13 protein-coding genes and 2 tRNA genes are annotated in these 16,029 nt (G+C 61.0%); 6 read left to right on the forward strand and 9 right to left on the reverse strand.

Annotated elements, in window-relative coordinates:
• Positions 1 to 6 precede the first annotated feature (6 nt).
• From FGL65_RS03250 to FGL65_RS03260, 3 genes are all read right to left on the reverse strand, one after another.
• Complete coding sequence (locus tag FGL65_RS03250; RefSeq protein ID WP_147819631.1) at positions 7 to 528, reverse strand: type 1 glutamine amidotransferase domain-containing protein; 522 nt, start codon at positions 526 to 528, stop codon at positions 7 to 9.
• A 225-nt stretch (positions 529 to 753) separates the two neighbouring features.
• A tRNA-Glu gene (locus tag FGL65_RS03255) sits at positions 754 to 831 on the reverse strand.
• 44 nt (positions 832 to 875) lie between these two features.
• Positions 876 to 951, reverse strand: a tRNA-Lys gene (locus FGL65_RS03260).
• Between the two features lie 206 nt (positions 952 to 1,157).
• Here FGL65_RS03260 and FGL65_RS03265 point away from each other — a divergent pair.
• From FGL65_RS03265 to FGL65_RS03275, 3 genes are all read left to right on the forward strand, one after another.
• Complete coding sequence (locus FGL65_RS03265; RefSeq protein ID WP_147819632.1) at positions 1,158 to 2,423, forward strand: phenylacetate--CoA ligase family protein; 1,266 nt, start codon at positions 1,158 to 1,160, stop codon at positions 2,421 to 2,423.
• Positions 2,424 to 2,570: 147 nt separating this feature from the next.
• Positions 2,571 to 3,314, forward strand: coding sequence for a DUF429 domain-containing protein (locus tag FGL65_RS03270; RefSeq protein ID WP_187170514.1), 744 nt, complete (start codon positions 2,571 to 2,573; stop codon positions 3,312 to 3,314).
• Positions 3,311 to 4,492 (forward strand): ChaN family lipoprotein, encoded by a 1,182-nt coding sequence (locus tag FGL65_RS03275; RefSeq protein WP_147819634.1) that lies wholly within the window; start codon positions 3,311 to 3,313, stop codon positions 4,490 to 4,492. The genes FGL65_RS03270 and FGL65_RS03275 overlap by 4 nt, the downstream gene beginning before the upstream one ends.
• A 60-nt stretch (positions 4,493 to 4,552) precedes the next feature.
• On the opposite strand, the gene FGL65_RS03280 is transcribed toward FGL65_RS03275, so the two are convergent.
• From FGL65_RS03280 to FGL65_RS03290, 3 genes are all read right to left on the reverse strand, one after another.
• Complete coding sequence (locus FGL65_RS03280; RefSeq protein WP_147819635.1) at positions 4,553 to 5,647, reverse strand: BON domain-containing protein; 1,095 nt, start codon at positions 5,645 to 5,647, stop codon at positions 4,553 to 4,555.
• Between the two features lie 206 nt (positions 5,648 to 5,853).
• Positions 5,854 to 6,651 (reverse strand): sugar phosphate isomerase/epimerase family protein, encoded by a 798-nt coding sequence (locus FGL65_RS03285; protein ID WP_147819636.1) that lies wholly within the window; start codon positions 6,649 to 6,651, stop codon positions 5,854 to 5,856.
• Between the two features lie 154 nt (positions 6,652 to 6,805).
• Positions 6,806 to 7,957, reverse strand: a complete 1,152-nt coding sequence (locus FGL65_RS03290) for an RHS repeat domain-containing protein (protein ID WP_147819637.1) — start codon at positions 7,955 to 7,957, stop codon at positions 6,806 to 6,808.
• A 270-nt stretch (positions 7,958 to 8,227) separates the two neighbouring features.
• Here FGL65_RS03290 and FGL65_RS18130 point away from each other — a divergent pair, with 270 nt between their 5' ends.
• Entirely contained in the window at positions 8,228 to 9,841 is a 1,614-nt protein-coding gene (locus tag FGL65_RS18130) for a methyl-accepting chemotaxis protein (protein ID WP_187170515.1), read from the forward strand.
• A 9-nt stretch (positions 9,842 to 9,850) separates the two neighbouring features.
• Positions 9,851 to 10,321, forward strand: a complete 471-nt coding sequence (locus FGL65_RS18135) for a methyl-accepting chemotaxis protein (protein ID WP_284690584.1) — start codon at positions 9,851 to 9,853, stop codon at positions 10,319 to 10,321.
• Positions 10,322 to 10,392: 71 nt separating this feature from the next.
• Here the strand turns inward: FGL65_RS18135 and FGL65_RS03305 are convergent, their stop codons facing one another.
• The 3 genes from FGL65_RS03305 to FGL65_RS03315 all read right to left on the reverse strand — a co-directional run bounded on the left by FGL65_RS03305 (position 10,393) and on the right by FGL65_RS03315 (position 14,582).
• Positions 10,393 to 12,633 (reverse strand): vitamin B12-dependent ribonucleotide reductase, encoded by a 2,241-nt coding sequence (locus FGL65_RS03305; protein WP_147819638.1) that lies wholly within the window; start codon positions 12,631 to 12,633, stop codon positions 10,393 to 10,395.
• 156 nt (positions 12,634 to 12,789) lie between these two features.
• Positions 12,790 to 14,130 (reverse strand): MerR family transcriptional regulator, encoded by a 1,341-nt coding sequence (locus FGL65_RS03310; protein ID WP_147819639.1) that lies wholly within the window; start codon positions 14,128 to 14,130, stop codon positions 12,790 to 12,792.
• Positions 14,103 to 14,582 (reverse strand): SRPBCC family protein, encoded by a 480-nt coding sequence (locus FGL65_RS03315; protein WP_147819640.1) that lies wholly within the window; start codon positions 14,580 to 14,582, stop codon positions 14,103 to 14,105. The genes FGL65_RS03310 and FGL65_RS03315 overlap by 28 nt, the downstream gene beginning before the upstream one ends.
• A 181-nt stretch (positions 14,583 to 14,763) precedes the next feature.
• Here FGL65_RS03315 and FGL65_RS03320 point away from each other — a divergent pair, with 181 nt between their 5' ends.
• Complete coding sequence (locus tag FGL65_RS03320) at positions 14,764 to 15,936, forward strand: pyridoxal phosphate-dependent aminotransferase (protein ID WP_147819641.1); 1,173 nt, start codon at positions 14,764 to 14,766, stop codon at positions 15,934 to 15,936.
• Positions 15,937 to 16,029 lie beyond the last annotated feature (93 nt).

A 16,029-nucleotide genomic window follows, 5' to 3' on the forward strand; every position in this document is an offset into this window, starting at 1 on the left:
CTTTTTTTACCTGGTCGCCAGTTCGATGATGGCCCGGCAGAAAGCGGGCAGGTCGTCCGGCTTGCGGGAGGACACCTGATTGCGGTCCACCACCACGTCCTTGTCGACCCAGGTGGCTCCGGCGTTGACGAGGTCGTCCTTGATTCCGGGCGTGGACGTGCAGGTGAAACCCTTCATGATTCCTGCGGAGATGGGAATCCAGCCTCCGTGGCATATGTGGGCCACGACCTTTCCTGCCTCGTGTATTTCGCGGGTCAGCTCCAGCACCTTGGGGTCGCGGCGGAGCTTATCCGGCGCAAAGCCCCCGGCCACCACCAGCAGGTCGAAATTCGTGGCGTTCTGGTCCTTGATGGCCGCCGTGGATTTGAACGGGTAGCCGTTCTTGCCCGTATAAACGGCGTTTGTTTCCGGTCCGGCCACAACCACTTCCGCGCCTTCCTCAAGCAGGCGGTAATAGGGATACAGAAGCTCCATATCTTCGAAAACATTATCCACGAACATCAAGACCCGGCGTCCCGTCATTTTCATTGAAAACCTCGATTTATTAAGGGTTCTAGGAATTGCTGCCGCGAAGGATATTCCATGCTTCCGCCCGTTGGCAACCCGCGGTGTTTTCTCCAGACGCAAAAAGGCCCCGGGATCGCTTTCCGGGGCCTTGGAAATTGGTCCACCGCGAGCGGTGCGGTGTATTCGAAATCCCTTTCGGGATGTTGGGAAAAGGATGAGCAGCTGCCGAAGCAGCTGCTCGAAATTTGGCGTCCCCAGGGGGATTTGAACCCCCGTTAACGGCGTGAAAGGCCGTCGTCCTGGACCGGGCTAGACGATGGGGACATCATCTATATTAAAAACCAGCCAGTGGCCGGTTTGTTTCGAATTGGTGGGTCGTGCTGGGCTCGAACCAGCGACTCTCTGCTTAAAAGGCAGATACTCTACCGACTGAGTTAACGACCCACTCCGTCGAAGGAATGTCTTGATATATGTTCACCCTCCCACTGTCAAGCCATAAAGGGAAAAGATTTCCGGCCATGCTTCAGGCGTACCCTAATGTGTTGTTAACACTGAAAATCTGATTTTTTTCTTGCAAAATTATTTCTGGCGGATATAATACCGCCCCACTATAGATATACAGATTTTGTCGTTACAGGAGATCAAGGATAATGACCAGAAAAGACAGAACCGAGGGCATCTATTCCCGGAGGGAAGTGCTCGATGATTCCGAACGCAGGCAATATCACGTTTTGCAGCTCAAGGAGCTCCTGAGCTACGCATACCGCTATTCCGAGGACGTGAAAAAGCGTTTTGACCGCGCCCAGTTCAATGTGGACAAGTTCAAGACCATCAACGACCTCAAGCATATTCCCATCATCAAGAAAAAAGAGCTCATCTTCCTGCAGTCCATGGGACCGCGCCTGGGCGGCCTGCTGACCAAGGATTTGGGCGAGCTCAGCCGGATCTTCCTGTCCCCGGGGCCCATCTTCGACCCCGAGGACCGCAGCGAGGACTACTGGGGCTGGACGGAAGGTTTCTACGCCGCCGGTTTCCGTTCCGGCGACATCACCCAGATCACCTTCAACTATCACTTGGCTCCGGCGGGCCTCATGTTCGAGGAACCGCTCAAGAATCTTTCCTGTGCCGTGATCCCGGCCGGTCCGGGCAACACCAACAGCCAGATCGAAATCATGCAGAAGCTGCGCGTCACCGGCTATGTCGGCACGCCCAGCTACCTGATGCACCTGGCCCAGAAGGCCGAGGAGGCCGGGCTTTCCCTGCGCAAGGACCTGTTCCTGGAGACCGCGTTCGTCACCGGCGAAAAGTTCTCCGAAAAGATGCGCTCCACCCTGGAGAAGAAGTTCGACTGCATCATGCGCCAGGGCTACGGTACCGCCGACGTGGGCTGCATCGGCTACGAATGCTTCCACAAGACCGGTCTGCACCTTTCCAACCGCGCCTTTGTGGAAATCTGCCATCCGGATACCGGCATTCCCCTCAAGGAGGGCGAAGTGGGTGAGATCGTGGTCACGGCCTTCAACAAGACCTACCCGCTCATCCGTCTGGCCACCGGCGACTTGGGCTACATCGACAGCAGCCCCTGCGCCTGCGGCCGCACCAGCCCGCGCCTGGGCAGCATCGTGGGCCGCGTGGACACCACTGCCCGCATCAAGGGTATGTTCGTGTACCCGCACCAGGTGGAGCAGGTTATGGCCCGTTTCGAAGACGTCAAGCGTTGGCAGATCGAGGTCACCAACCCGGGCGGCATCGACGAGATGATCCTGTCCATCGAGGCCGGTTCCTTCACCCAGGAAGAAGAGCTGCTGCACCTCTTCCGCGAGAAGATCAAGCTGCGGCCCATCCTCAAGGTGCTCGCACCGGGCACGTTGCCGCCGCAGATCCGTCCCATCGAAGACAAGCGTACCTGGGATTAATAAGTGATTCCATGGTGATACAGGCCGGGGCGGTTCGCTGCCCCGGCCTTTTTCACGGCCTGTGAAAATAAGTGCGCCCAGGTTGTGTTTTTCGGGTGGCGGGGTGTAGGGTGGCGCATCATGGCCGGCAAGGATTTGGAGAGAGGCATGAAGTACGTTGGAGTCGACGGCTGCAGAGGTGGCTGGCTGGCGATCGCCCTTTCGGATGAAGGGAAGGTCGACTTCAAGTGCTTTGCGGATTTTCGGGCGCTGTATGCGCAATACCGCAATGCCCGCTCCATCCTGGTGGACATGCCCATCGGCCTGCCCTGGAGGGAGCATCCGGTGCGCGAGGCGGACATCTTGGCCCGCCAGCGCCTGAAAAACGGTTCCAGCGTGTTCCCCGCACCGCTTCGGAACGTGGTGCATGCACCCTCGGACCATGATATGTGGATGATCAACCGCAGCGAGGGCGGCTCCCTGACTCCGTTCGCCAAGGCACTGGTGCCGAAAGTCAGGGAAATCGACGTGTTGCTGCGGGACACCTTTGATGCCAGGGAGCGGATTTTCGAGGCCCACCCAGAGGTCTGCTTTGCCTCTTTGCGTGGAAATTCATTGAGTTGTAAAAAGAAAACCTATGCGGGCATGTTCGAGCGGGTCCGCCTCCTTGAGCCGTATTACAAAAACGTTGGCAAATTGATGGACGATATACATGGCGAATACGCCAAGTCGCAGGTGGCTGCGGATGATATGTTGGATGCGCTTGTGCTGGCCGTGACCGCCAGGGAAGCCAAGGGCCGCCTGCGTTCGCTTCCGGAAGATCCGCCCATGGACGAAGCCGGATTGCCCATGGCCATCTGGTACCACGATTTTACAGCGCAGGAACCCCAACCCCGGCGAGGGGAGGTATGAACAAGGTGGAAAAACCGATTTTTGGCGTGATCAACACGCTGCTGCTCATGCTGATCACGGCGGCCGCTCTGGGCGGCTGCGTTTCGCGGCAGGCCGGGATTTCGAGCACGCCCATGGAGGTGACCTTTCTTCCCCAGCGGGGTGATTTCCTTTCCGTGGACGGGGAGAGGCTGTCCCTGGAGCAGGCCGTGGCCCTGACCCGCGACGCCGACTATATTCTTCTGGGCGAAGGGCACAAGAACGTTTGTGACCACAAGATTCAGCAGTCTTTTGCCGAGGTCCTGGCAGAGGGGGAAACGCCCTTTGCTGTCGGGTTGGAGATGGTTGCGGTCGACAAGCAGCCCGTGCTGGATGATTTCGCCGAAGGCATCGTGCCTGTGCCCGACCTGGAAGAGGAACTGGTCTGGAAGGAGCGCTGGGGCTATCCCTTTGCCCTGTTCAGCGGGCTGTTCGAGCTGGCGCAGAAGCACAGCATTCCCGTGGCCGGCCTCAATGTGCCGCCCGAAGTGCCCCGCACCATCAGTCGCGACGGGGTTGAGGCCCTTTCGGAGGATCAGCGCGAATTCCTGCCGGAAAGCATCGTGTACCCCGCCGATGACCAGATGGACATGCTGCGGGAGGTCATGGCCATGCATTCGGGCAGGGACACGGACAACGCCACCCAGCTGGAGCGGTTCGCCTACGTGCAGTCCCTGTGGGATTCCAAGATGGCTGCCGAGGCGGTCAAGCTGCGGGAGAAATACAACTGGCCCGTGCTGGTCATTGCCGGGTCCGGCCATGTGGAATACGGCTGGGGCATTGCGCGTCGCATTCGACAGTACGATCCGGGCGCGCGCATCGTTTCGGTCATGCCGTGGCGGGGCGGGGATTTCGACGCCAAGGCCGGGGATGTCTTTTTTTACTGTCCGGAAAGCTATGTTTCGCGGCTGGGGGCAGTGTTCACGGTCATGCGGGAAGGCATCGTGGTGGAATCCGTTGAGCGCGGCTCCCGGGCCGATTCCTCGGGGTTCCGTCCGGGCGATGTGCTTGTTTCCGCCAACGGGATCGACCTGCGCAGGCTCATGGATATTTACGAGGCCGGGAAGGCGGCCCATGACCATGACAGGCCGCTGGTGTTCACGGTGCGCCGAGGGGATGTCGAGCTGCAGGTGGACGTGGGACTGCTGGGCAGGAAATAGGATAAAAAAAAGCCCGGACAGCAAAACGCTGTCCGGGCTTTCTTGTGCGCAAATTCCAGACTAGTTCATTGCCAGGCTGCTCATGTTCACGGAGCGGGCGGGGGCGTACTGCCTGAGCAGGGCGTTGACCTGGATCTTGGTGTGCAGGTTGCCGGAATGAAGCATGGCGTTTTCCAGCCGCGCGGCAATGGACGTGTTCTTGTCCGTGCGGATCTTGTGGGCCAGGGTTTGCAATTCCCGGCTCGCGTCGGCGTCCGTCTCGCGTTCCGCCATGGTCAGGAGGGTCTGTTTCAGGCGCACCCGTTCCCGGGTCCACTGGGAGAAGTATCCCTTGTATTTCCGGGACAGGTCCGCCAGGGTTTGCGGATCCCAGGCCCGCGCCCGGGTGACGTCCGTCGCTACCTCGGGTGCTGACATGGCCACGGTGTGTGCCGTTTGTTGGGCGCTGGCGAAAGCGCTGTTGCCCGGAATCCTTTGCAGACGGTATTCCAGATCGGCGGTGTTGATTCCCGCGTCCCGGTCCTGCTGCACGGCAACCAGGGAGACGACCGTTATTCCCTTCAGGTCGTCGCGGACTTTGAGGCTGTTTACGAAGGCCTCCAGCTCCCGTTCCTCCTGGTGGGTCTCCACCACGCCGACGAGCACGGCCTCGTTCTGGACCACCTCCACGTCCACGTTGGCGGATTTGAGACCCAGTTCGGCGATCAGGTTCGCGGCAATGGTGCTTTCCGCAAAGCCGTCCTTCACCGGGAGGTCCTCGGCCGTTTCAGCGGACTTGAGCACGCCCTTCACGTCCTCCACGCCGTTGATGTCCCGCAGAGAGGCCACGAATTTTTCGCGGGCAGCTTCATTTTCGTATTCGCCCACCACATAGACCTGGCCGTTGTATGCGTGCACATCCGCATCCACGCCGCTGGCAGTGGCGGCCACGGCAGAGGCCTGCAGATCCAGGAACTGGTCGTTGATCATGTCGTCGGCGTCGCGTTCGTCCGCGGCGATCAGCACGCCCTTGTGGGCCACCTTGACCCCGGTCAGGGCCAGGGACACGGCCTGGGGCGTGGCAAAGGATGCGCCGGTCAGGGCCACCGGCACGATGGCGCACCCGCCGGAAGCCAGGATGGCCAGCATGAATATGGCAAAAAAGAGTTGTTTCATAATGTGATCCTTGGGGCCGGAAAAGCCCGCCGCCCTGAAGCGGCACCTGCGCGTAAATCGAATCAGTACCGAAATCAAGGGAGATGGGAAGGGCTGAAAAAGGGTGTTTTGCGGGGAAAACCGTGAAAAAGGGGAGCCAACCTGCGGAAATGGCTGGAGCTAGTCCCTCCTGGCCTCTCCTGCTGTTTATAACGTGATCTTAACAGTTATCCATTTTGAATGGATCGTTTCATCCATTGTCTGGTCTCCCGGAGCTGGTTCACGATGGCTTCCGGGTCGTCGGGAAAGGCGGCGGGCTCCAGTTCCAGGGTGACCGGCCCGGAGTAGTCCCTTTTCCCGAGCATCCCGAGGAATTGCTCCAGGGGGAGATTGCCCGCGCCCGGCTTCAGGTGTTCCCGGTATCCCAGCGCGTCGGAAAAATGCACGTTGTAGAGCATGGGGCCCGGCACCCGCTCCAGGGATGCGAGCACGTCGCGGCCGCTGACGCCCATGTGGCAGACGTCGTAGGTCAGCCCCACGTTTTTCTGTCTGCATTGGGCCAGCAGCTTGTCCAGCTCGTCCCTGCCGAAGGGGGATTGCTGGACCCAGGGCAGGTTTTCCAGGGAATAGCGCACCCGGCCCACGGCATCCAGCAGCAGCCGCAGGTCGTGGGCGCGGGCGAACCAGCGGTTCTGGATCATGGAGCCGATCCGGGAGCCCGGCGGGTGCAGGGTGATGTGCTCGCAGTGCCTCAGGGAGTTGGCCAGGGCCGTGGTGGCCTTCCATGAATTGAGATGGCCGCCCCACTTGGACCAATCCCGAAACGGGGCGTGCAGGCTGCGGATGGGGCAGATCGCGTCCACCGCCTCCAGCTCTGGCCCCGGCGTCAGCCCGGGGGAATTGACGATGAGCTCCATGCCGTCGAAACCGGCGTCCGCACCCATGTGCGCCACCGTGGGCAGCGGCAGGTGGAACAGGCTGCCCGTGGACAGCAGGATGCTCGGACCGGGGGAGGCGGTGCTCATGATCCCATAATGCCGCAGTTTGTTGCAATGGCAAGCCCTGTTTCGGGGAAGGGGCCTTCCGCCTCGGTGAACGGTCTGTCCGGCATGCCCTTGGCTCAGGATTTCCGTCCGCGCGTCCTGGCGATGCGGGCAGGGACGCACGGACAGGTCGCCGTTATCTCCTTGGGCAGGGAACGGGGGGGCTGCTCTCTTTCGGGGCACTCCCCTTGCCCGCCAGGGGATCGTGGAAGCCGTATTGATAGAAGTACGGATCCCTTCCGGCCGGGCTCATGGGATCGCGCGCGGTCCAGCGGCCCGTTTCCGGGTCGTAGTGCCGCCAGCCGAAGCGCACCAGGCCCGTGTGCGGGTCCTGCAGGCCGCCTGCAAAGCCCAGGGGGATGTGCAGGGCCGGGTTCGTGTCCTTGAGAATATTTCCGAACGTATCGTATTCAATGTATTTGACGACGGCGCCGTTGGTCCCGGCGACGCTGAGGAGCGAGCCCGCCTGGTCGTAGCGCAGGTACATGACCCCGGCGTCCCCGGCCATGGCGTAGGGCAGGCGTTCATCCCCGTGGTAGAGCAGGGAGAAGTCCAGCCCGGCATGGTGGAAGGAGTCCAGCCTGTCCATGTCCAGCCAGCGGTATTCGGCCACGCGCATGCCGTTGACCCGTTTGGATTTGGGCATGTCGTCATCGTCGTATTCGTATTCCACGCGGGTCCCCTGGGGCAGGTCCACGCGCAAGAGCCGGTAGCTCGGTGCATAGAGGTACCGGGTGCGGCCGGCGGCATCCGTCCGGGTGCTGCGGAAGCCATATGCATCGTGCTCGTACCAGAACTTTCCCGCCCGGAGCAGCCGGTTGTCCCCGTTGTATTCGAAGCTGCGCTTCACGTTGTTTTCGGCCGGGAGCATGTCCCCGGCCCGGCGGCCTCTGGCGTCGTAGCAGTACCATTCGCGGTTGCTGCCGTTGCAGGAGACTTCTGTGATCCGTCCCTGTTCGTCGTAGGCGTATTCGTATTCCCGAGGAAGCCCCCGCACCGAGAGGGTCCGTCTGATGATCCTGCCTTCCTCGTCCTTGGCAAGACGTAGTTCCGGCAGGGCGGCGGCATCCCTGCGGGCCGTGAGCGGGCCGCTGGGGTGGTTGTCCGAGAAGGGATAGCCGTTTCCCTCGGGCGTCCAGCGGCGCGGCATGTCCACCAGCCACCAGTCCGGTATGCCCGGGCCCCGCCGCTTGTTCTGGAGGTTGTCGTCCAGGCGCACGGGTTCGTAGGTGCCGTCTTCGTACCGGATCCAGGGACGGGTATCCCCGTGGCGATATTCTAATGTCATGTTTCGTCCTTTTGTGTTTGCGTAAAGATGGACTCTCGTTCTTGGGCACAGGCTAACCCCGGTTTGGGCGCCCGGATAAGAACGGGAAGCAAAAGGACGAGACAGGGAAGAATAATCCCCTTGACAGGGGTGGGAATTGGTGTAGGGCTTGCCTGATTTCGCAAGAAAACCGCGTTGACGAGGTATAGTATTTCAGCCAGTTACCGATAAAACGGAAACAATGTCCGCAGCGGTCCGCATGGGCGCTGTCAACCGCATCGAGGGGGAGCCATGAAGATATCCATCAAGGTCAAGATCATCGCAGGGCTATTGATACCGATCATCTGTGCCGTGGCGGTGATTTTTTTCATTACCGCCTACAATATCCAGAAAAACTCCATGCGCATGTTCGTGCATGCCACGGGCAAGGAGCTGCTGCAGATCGACAGCAGCCTGACCCTGTTCATGGATGAGGCGAAACGCAATACGACCATGATGGCCCTGGATGATCGCGCCTTCCGCGTGGACGAGATCACCACCAACTACATGGGTTCGGAACAGCAGCCCACCAACGAGCCCTTCCCGGGCGACACTGTGGGCGCGGAACTGCGCCAGCTCTACAAGGCCATTCTCAAGAGCCATGCCGCCTACAAGGACGCCTACATCGGCACCAAGAACGGCGGATTCATCATCGGCGGGGACGACCCCATGCCCACCGGCTATGACCCGCGCGAACGGCCCTGGTACAAGGTGGCCGTGGCCACCCCGGACAAGGCTGCCCTGTCCGAAGCCTACGAGTCCACCAACGGCGAGGCCATGGTCAGCACGGGCAAGGCCATCGTGAACAACGGCCAGATCCTGGGCGTCGCGGCCATGGATATTTCCCTGGGCAGCCTGACCAACCGCATCAAGGCCATCAAGCTGGGCGAGCGCGGTTTCATCATCCTCATCCAGGACGACGGGAAGATCATCGCCAACCCCAAGGACGAGGAAACCAACTTCAAGAACGTCGAGGAACTGGGGGACAAGAACTACCGGAGCATGTTCAATTCCAAGGCGCAAACCCTCGAAGTGGAAATGTTCGGCAAGGAATATGTCGCCAATATCTTCACCTCGCCGGGCCTGGGCTGGAAATTCGTGGGCATGGTGGAAATGGATGAGATCATGGCGCCGGTGTACAGCACCCTGTGGGCCATTTCCCTGGCCTTCCTGGTCAGCCTGGTCATCATCGTCGCCTTTATCTGGATATTCATCGATCTGGTGGCCGTAAAACCCCTGCAGACCGTCGTGGGCTTCCTGGGCGACATCGGTTCCGGCAAGTACGACGGCCGCGTGGAACACAGCCGTGGCGACGAGATTGGCGTGATCTTCACCGCCCTCAACGACATGTCTTCCACCCTGGAGGACAACATCAAGGAAATCACGGCCAAGACCGCCGAGGCCGAAAGCAAGGCCCGGGCCGCCGAACTGGCCACCGCCGAGGCCGAGGAGGCGCGGCTCAAGGCCGAAAGCGCCAAGGCCGAAGGCATGCAGCAGGCCGCCTATCAGCTGGAGGCCGTGGTGGAAGAGGTCAACCGCATCACCGAGGTCATTGCCCAGCAGGCCAACGAGATCCGCAACGGTACGGACGTCCAGCGCGACCGCATCCAGACCACGGCCACGGCCATGGAAGAGATGAACGCCACCGTGCTGGAAGTGGCCCGCAACGCCAGCGATGCCGCCGCCCAGGGCCAGGAGGCCAAGGCCAAGGCCATGAACGGCGCGGATGTGGTCAACCAGTCCGTGAAGGCCATCAACTCCATCGAGCAGCAGGCTTCCGAGCTCAAGGCCAACATGGGCGAGCTGGATGAAAAGGCCAAGGACATCGGCAACATCATGAGCGTGATCACCGATATTGCGGACTAGACCAACCTGCTGGCCCTCAACGCGGCCATTGAGGCCGCCCGTGCGGGCGAGGCCGGACGCGGCTTCGCGGTGGTGGCCGACGAGGTGCGCAAGCTGGCGGAAAAGACCATGACCGCCACCAAGGAAGTGGGCGACTCCATCGAGGCCATCCAGTCCGCTGCGGACCGCAACGTCTCGGCCATGGAACGGGCCGTGGGCGACCTGGGCCACGCCACCGAGCTGTCCAACACCTCGGGAAGCGTGCTCCAGGAGATCGTGCAGGGCGCCGAGCAGTCGGCCGACCAGATCCAGAGCATTGCCACGGCGGCCGAGGAACAGTCCGCGGCCTCCGAGGAAATCAACCAGTCCATCGACGAAATCAACAGCATTGCCATGGATACGGCCAAGGGCGTTGCCGAAACCACGGACGCGTTGCAGAAGCTGACCGATCAGGCCGAACGCCTGTCCCAGCTGGTGCAGGAGCTCAAGAGCGTGAAATAGCTCCGGACAAAAGACGGAATAAAGGCCGGGTGCGCATGCGCCCGGCCTTTTTGTTTTCCGGGATCAGCCGGTTAGCCGCACTTGGTGAAAGCGCAGGATTTGCAGATGTGGCAGCCTTCTTCGAAGACCAAGGGGTCGCCGCATTCCGGGCACAGCTCCTTGACCAGGGAATTGGTGCCGTCGCTCAGGTGTTCGCCCTGCAGGTAGCGGTTTTCGAACACGTAGGCGATGGCGTCCGGGATGGACTTGACCAGGTGCTTTTTCATGAATTTGGGGTTCTCGCCGCCGATGCCCTTGAGCTGGGAGACGATTTCGCGCACTTCCACGCCCGAACGCAGGGCCAGGGAGACAAGCCTGCCGATGGCCTCGGCCTTGGCCGTGATGGACCCGCCGGACTTGCCGATGGTGGCGAAGACCTCGAAGGGCTTGCCGTCCATCTCGTTGACGGTCAGGTAGAGCACGCCCAGGCCGGTTTCCACCTTGTGGGTGAATCCGTAGATGACCTCGGGGCGGTCGCGCACGATGCTTTCCTTGGATTTGTCCTCGCCCTTTTCCTCTTCCTGCTTGCCGCCGGTGCACAGCACCTGGGAGGCCTTGCAGCCGTCGCGGTAGACCGTGACGCCCTTGCAGCCGTATTCGTAGGCCTTCCAGTAGATTTCCCAGATGTCGTCCTGGGTCGCCTCGTGGGGCAGGTTCACGGTCTTGGACACGGCGTTGTCCGTGTATTTCTGGAAGGCGGCCTGCATCTTCAGGTGCCACATGGGCTCGATGTCCATGGCCGTGACAAAGACGCGCCGGATGTTCTCGGGCAGGAAGTCCATCTTCTGAATGGTGCCGGTCTTGGCCACCTCTTCCATGAGGGATGCGCTGTGGGCGTCGGCATCCTTGAGGGCCTTTTCGAAATGGGGGTTGGTCTCCACCAGCCTGTCCCCGTCCATGACGTTGCGCACGAAGCTCAGGGCAAAGAGCGGTTCCACACCCGAGGAGCAGCCGCCGATGATGGACAGGGTCCCTGTGGGGGCGATGGTGGTCACGGTTGCGTTGCGGTAGGGGCCCAGGTTGGCCTTGCCGAACACGGATTCCGCGTAGGCAGGGAACGGGCCGCGTTCCTTGGCCAGCTGCTTGGAGGCGGAACGGCCTTCCTCCCGGATGAATTTCATGACCCGTTCGGCCAGGTCCACGGCCTTCTGGGAGTTGTAGGGAATGCCGAGCTGGAAGAGCAGGTCGGCCCAGCCCATGACGCCCAGGCCGATCTTCCGGTTCCTGCCCACGGTCTCGGTGATCTGGGGCAGGGGATAGTTGGAGGCGTCGATGACGTTGTCCAGGAAGCGCACGGAAAGGTGCACGATGCGCTTCAGTTCGTCCCAGTCCACGTCTCCGTCGTTTTCGGGCGTGTAGGCCAGGCCGAGGTTGATGGAGCCCAGGTTGCAGGCCTCATAGGGCAGTAGGGGCTGTTCGCCGCAGGGGTTGGTGGATTCCATCTCCCCCTGGGCCGGGGTGGGGTTGTCCCGGTTGATGCGGTCCAGGAACACGATTCCCGGGTCGCCGGACTCCCAGGCCTTGCGCACCAGGATGGAAAAGACCTCGCGGGCGTTGAGGGTGCCGGTGGCGTGACCGGTGTTGGGCGCCGTGAGCTCGTAGTCCGCTCCCTTTTCCACCGCCTGCATGAATTTTTCGGTCAGGCCCACGGAGAGGTTGAAGTTGTTCAGTTCGCCGTCGCGTTCCTTGGCCTTGATGAACTGCATGATATCCGGGTGGTCGATGCGCAGGATGCCCATGTTGGCCCCGCGCCGGGTGCCGCCCTGCTTGATCTGCTCGGTGGCGCAGTTGAAGATCTTGAGGAAGGAAAGCGGCCCGGAGGCCACGCCGCCCGTGGAACCCACCACGGAGTCCTGCTGGCGCAGACGGGAAAAGGAGAAGCCCGTGCCGCCGCCGGATTTGTGGATCATGGCCGCGTGCTTGACCGCGTCAAAGATGCCTTCGATGGAATCCTCCACGGGCAGCACGAAACAGGCGGCCAGCTGCCCGAGCGAAGTGCCCGCGTTCATGAGCGTGGGCGAGTTGGGCAGGAAGCGGTACGAGGTCATGAGGTCATAGAAATCGCGGGCCAGCTGGGGGGCCTTGCAGGTGGATTTCTTGTATTTGCGTTCCTCGTCGGCAATGCTCGAGGCGACTCTCCAGAAGAGCTCCTTGTGCGTCTCGTACGGGATCCCCTGCGTGTCCTTTTTCAGGTAGCGACGGTGCAGGACTATCTTGGCGTTTTCGTTGATGATCGGCTCCGGCAAGTTGGCCGGTGTTTTTACTTTGCGCATGAAGAAACCTCTGATAGGTGTTTGAATTAAATGATTATTTTTATTGAAAGCATGTGCGAATCATTCCTACCTAGAGTTTTTCTAGACTACAGGAGTTGACAAAAAAAAGCCAGTCCCAAATGGAACCGGCCTGAAGATTGTCATGTTTGCGTTCGGTTATTTTCGGAGCACGAAGAACTCGTACCCGTAATACCCCGGGTATTTTCGAAACAGGGCGATTTCCCGGCGGTTGCCCTCCAGCACGGCGCGGCCGTCCGGGTCGAGGGCATATGTTGCTTCCAGCCCTTCCATGTGTTTTTCCAGGTCGTCGTAGAAAAAGTGCCAGCATTGCTCCGGCAGGGGGAAATGGTCCAGGATCTCATACCGTTGCCGTTTAATGGCCTTGAGGTTGTCCTCCACGTTGCGCACCGCGGGGTAGCACTCTTGCCAGAAGGCGCGGAGATCCTCGGGCGGATTCTCCCTATGCATCACCGCTTCGCTGACCACCAGACAGCCGCCGGGCTTGAGGAAGCGTTTCCAGTGCTCCAGCGCCGCGTCAAAGCCCATGATGTAGGCCGCACCCTCCGACCAGATCAGGTCAAAGGATTCGGGGTCGAAGGGCAGCGCGGCCATGTCGGCCTTGACCGTGGTTAACCGGTTCGTGACGCCCAGCGCCCGGGCTTTCCGGTTCACCTCGTTCAGGTAGGGCTGGTGGATGTCCGTGGCCGTGACGCGCCCTCCCGATATCTGGGCCAGCTCTACGCTGGTCACCCCGCTGCCGCAGCCGATCTCCAGGATCCGGGGTTTGTCCGGCAGGCCCTTGCACATGGTGAAGGCCTTTGTGGTGTCCACGCCGCTCCCGGGTCCTTTTCTTTCCAGCCCTTCGAATATCTTGAAGAATATTTCCATGAATCGTTCTGTGGTTTGTTGTAGTTTGAGCGCTTCCTGCGGGGCCGCGGCCCAGGATCGGATCAGGTCCCGTTCCGTCTTGGGAATGCGCAGGCACTGGAGGAATTGCTCATGCTTCTCCGGGTTCAGACGTTCGAAATCCTTGTGCCAGCGACGCATGTCCGCTTCCGAGAATCCGGCCTCAGCCAGCAGCGAGGACCAGGTGGCGCGGTCCATGGCGCTGCGTTCCTCCTCAAGCAGCTCGGGCCTGCCCAGAAGACCCGCCACCAGTTTCTGCTGGTGGCGCAGTGCCTCCATTTCCTCGCGCAGTTCCGCGAGCCGATTCTCCAGCGTTCCCGCCAGCTCGGAATCGCCCTGCGAATCCAGGATGCGGCTGATATCCTTGAGACGCAGGCCCGCCTCGCGAAAGGCGCAGATGGAGCGCAGCCGCCGGGCGTCCTGCTCCGAGTACTGCCGGTAGTCCCCCTTGGCATGCTGCGAAGGGCTGAGCAGGCCGATGCTGTCGTAGTAGAGCAGGGTGCTGCGTGAGAGTCCGAATTTCCGGGCCAGTCTGCCGACCGTGTACATGGTTCCCCTTTTGGTCAGGCCCGCGTTTCTCTGCGCAGGCATTCGCCGGTTTCAAGGTAGTGGTTGAGGTTCGCTTCCAGCCATTTGATCTGGCCAGCATACGCACCTTTATCCAGGTTCTCAACGAGGCTGCGTCCCAATTCGTCCAGGCTGGTGTGCACCTGCCGCCAGACGAGACGCGTGGCCCGGCCTTCCGGGTGCAGGGTGATGCAATAGCGCATGGCGCGGCTGGGATTCATGCGCACGAACTCGATGGCCTGTCCGGGCTCAAACCTGCTGACCATCCAGGTGTCCTTGCCGCCCATGCCCGGATACCACGTGCGGAAGACGCAGCCGTCTTCGGCATGGCCCGAGTCGGCCCAGACCAGTTCGCATTCCCACTGGTCCAGCCAGTCGTACTCGCGTACCGGGCAGAGCAGGGGAAAGACGGTCTCCGGGGTTGCTTGAACGATCATTTCCTCAGTCAGTTCACGTCGTACCGTGTTTGTTTGCATGGTGTTCTCCTTGGGTTTGCGGGAACCGTATGCAGGGTGAAGCCGTAGACAGGTCAAGCCCCGGGCAAGGAAATTCATTTGCCGCCTCATCCAGTGATTTACGTTGAAAAGGAATTATCCTATAGGGGGCGCGAGGAGAGGGAACCGTTCTGTCCAACCGCCATGCAAAGGTGCCAGCATCATGCGTATTTCTGAAAGACTTGCGAGGATCAAGCCGTCCGCGACCCTGGCCGTGAACGCCAAGGCCCAGGAACTCCGCGCCCAGGGAAAGGAAATCATCAGCCTTGCCGTGGGCCAGCCCGATTTCGGAACCCCCAAACATGTGGTGGAGGCCGCCAAGGCCGCCCTGAACGGGGGATTTACCCGCTACACTCCGGTGCCGGGCATTCCCGAACTGCGCGATGCCGTGGCCGGCTATTACGGCCGTTTCTACGGAGCCAAGGCCACAGGGGACAACGCCATCATTTCCAACGGCGGCAAGCAGGTGCTCTACAACCTGCTCATGGCCCTCGTGAATCCGGGGGACGAGGTGCTCGTGCCCGCACCCTACTGGGTCAGCTATCCGGCCATGGTGCAGTTGACCGAGGGCGTTGCAGTCATCGTGCCCACCAATCCGGAAAACAATTTCCTGGTTTCCGTCGCGGACCTGGAAAAGCACCGCACCGCCAAGACACGCGTTCTTATTCTCAACTCGCCGTCCAATCCCACGGGCTGCTGCTACACCCAGGCGCAGCTCGACGAGATCGCCGAATGGGCCCTGGCCAACGACGTGTTCATCATTTCGGACGAGGTCTATGACCGCCTGGTGTATGCCCCCGCCGAACCGGCCACCCTGTCCAGGTTCTACGAGGTCCACCCCGGGCATTGCGCCATTGTGGGCGCCCTGTCCAAGTCCTTCTGCATGACGGGCTGGCGCATGGGCTGGGCCCTGGCCCACGAGGATCTGGTCAAGGCCATGATCAAGATCCAGGGGCAGTCCACTTCCAACGTGTCCTCCTTTTCCCAGAAGGCGGCCGTGGTGGCCCTGGAGGGGAGCTGGGACATTGTCGAGGAGATGAAGGTGTCCTTTGTGCGCCGCCGCGACTTTGCCTATGACATCATCACGGGGTGGGGCGCGGTCTGTCCCAAGCCGGACGGAGCCTTCTACCTTTTCCCTGTGCTGGACAAGTTCTTTACCAAGGATGCCCCGGACTCCGCGGCCATGTGCACCAAGATCCTGGAAGAGGCGGGCGTGGCTCTGGTGCCGGGCTCTGCCTTCGGCGACGACCGATGCATCCGTTTTTCCTATGCCGTGGATGACGAGGTGCTCAGGGACGCCCTGACCAGGGTGGGCCGGGTCCTCACGGGCAAATAGACAGAATTGCCGTCAATCAAGGGCGCTGCACTCCTGTGCAGCGCCTTTTCATTTTTCCCGAAACCACCTATGAAATATCCGGATTTCTTGTCC

It is taken from the genome of Salidesulfovibrio onnuriiensis, from assembly GCF_008001235.1.
GTDB classification, from domain to species: domain Bacteria; phylum Desulfobacterota; class Desulfovibrionia; order Desulfovibrionales; family Desulfovibrionaceae; genus Pseudodesulfovibrio; species Pseudodesulfovibrio onnuriiensis.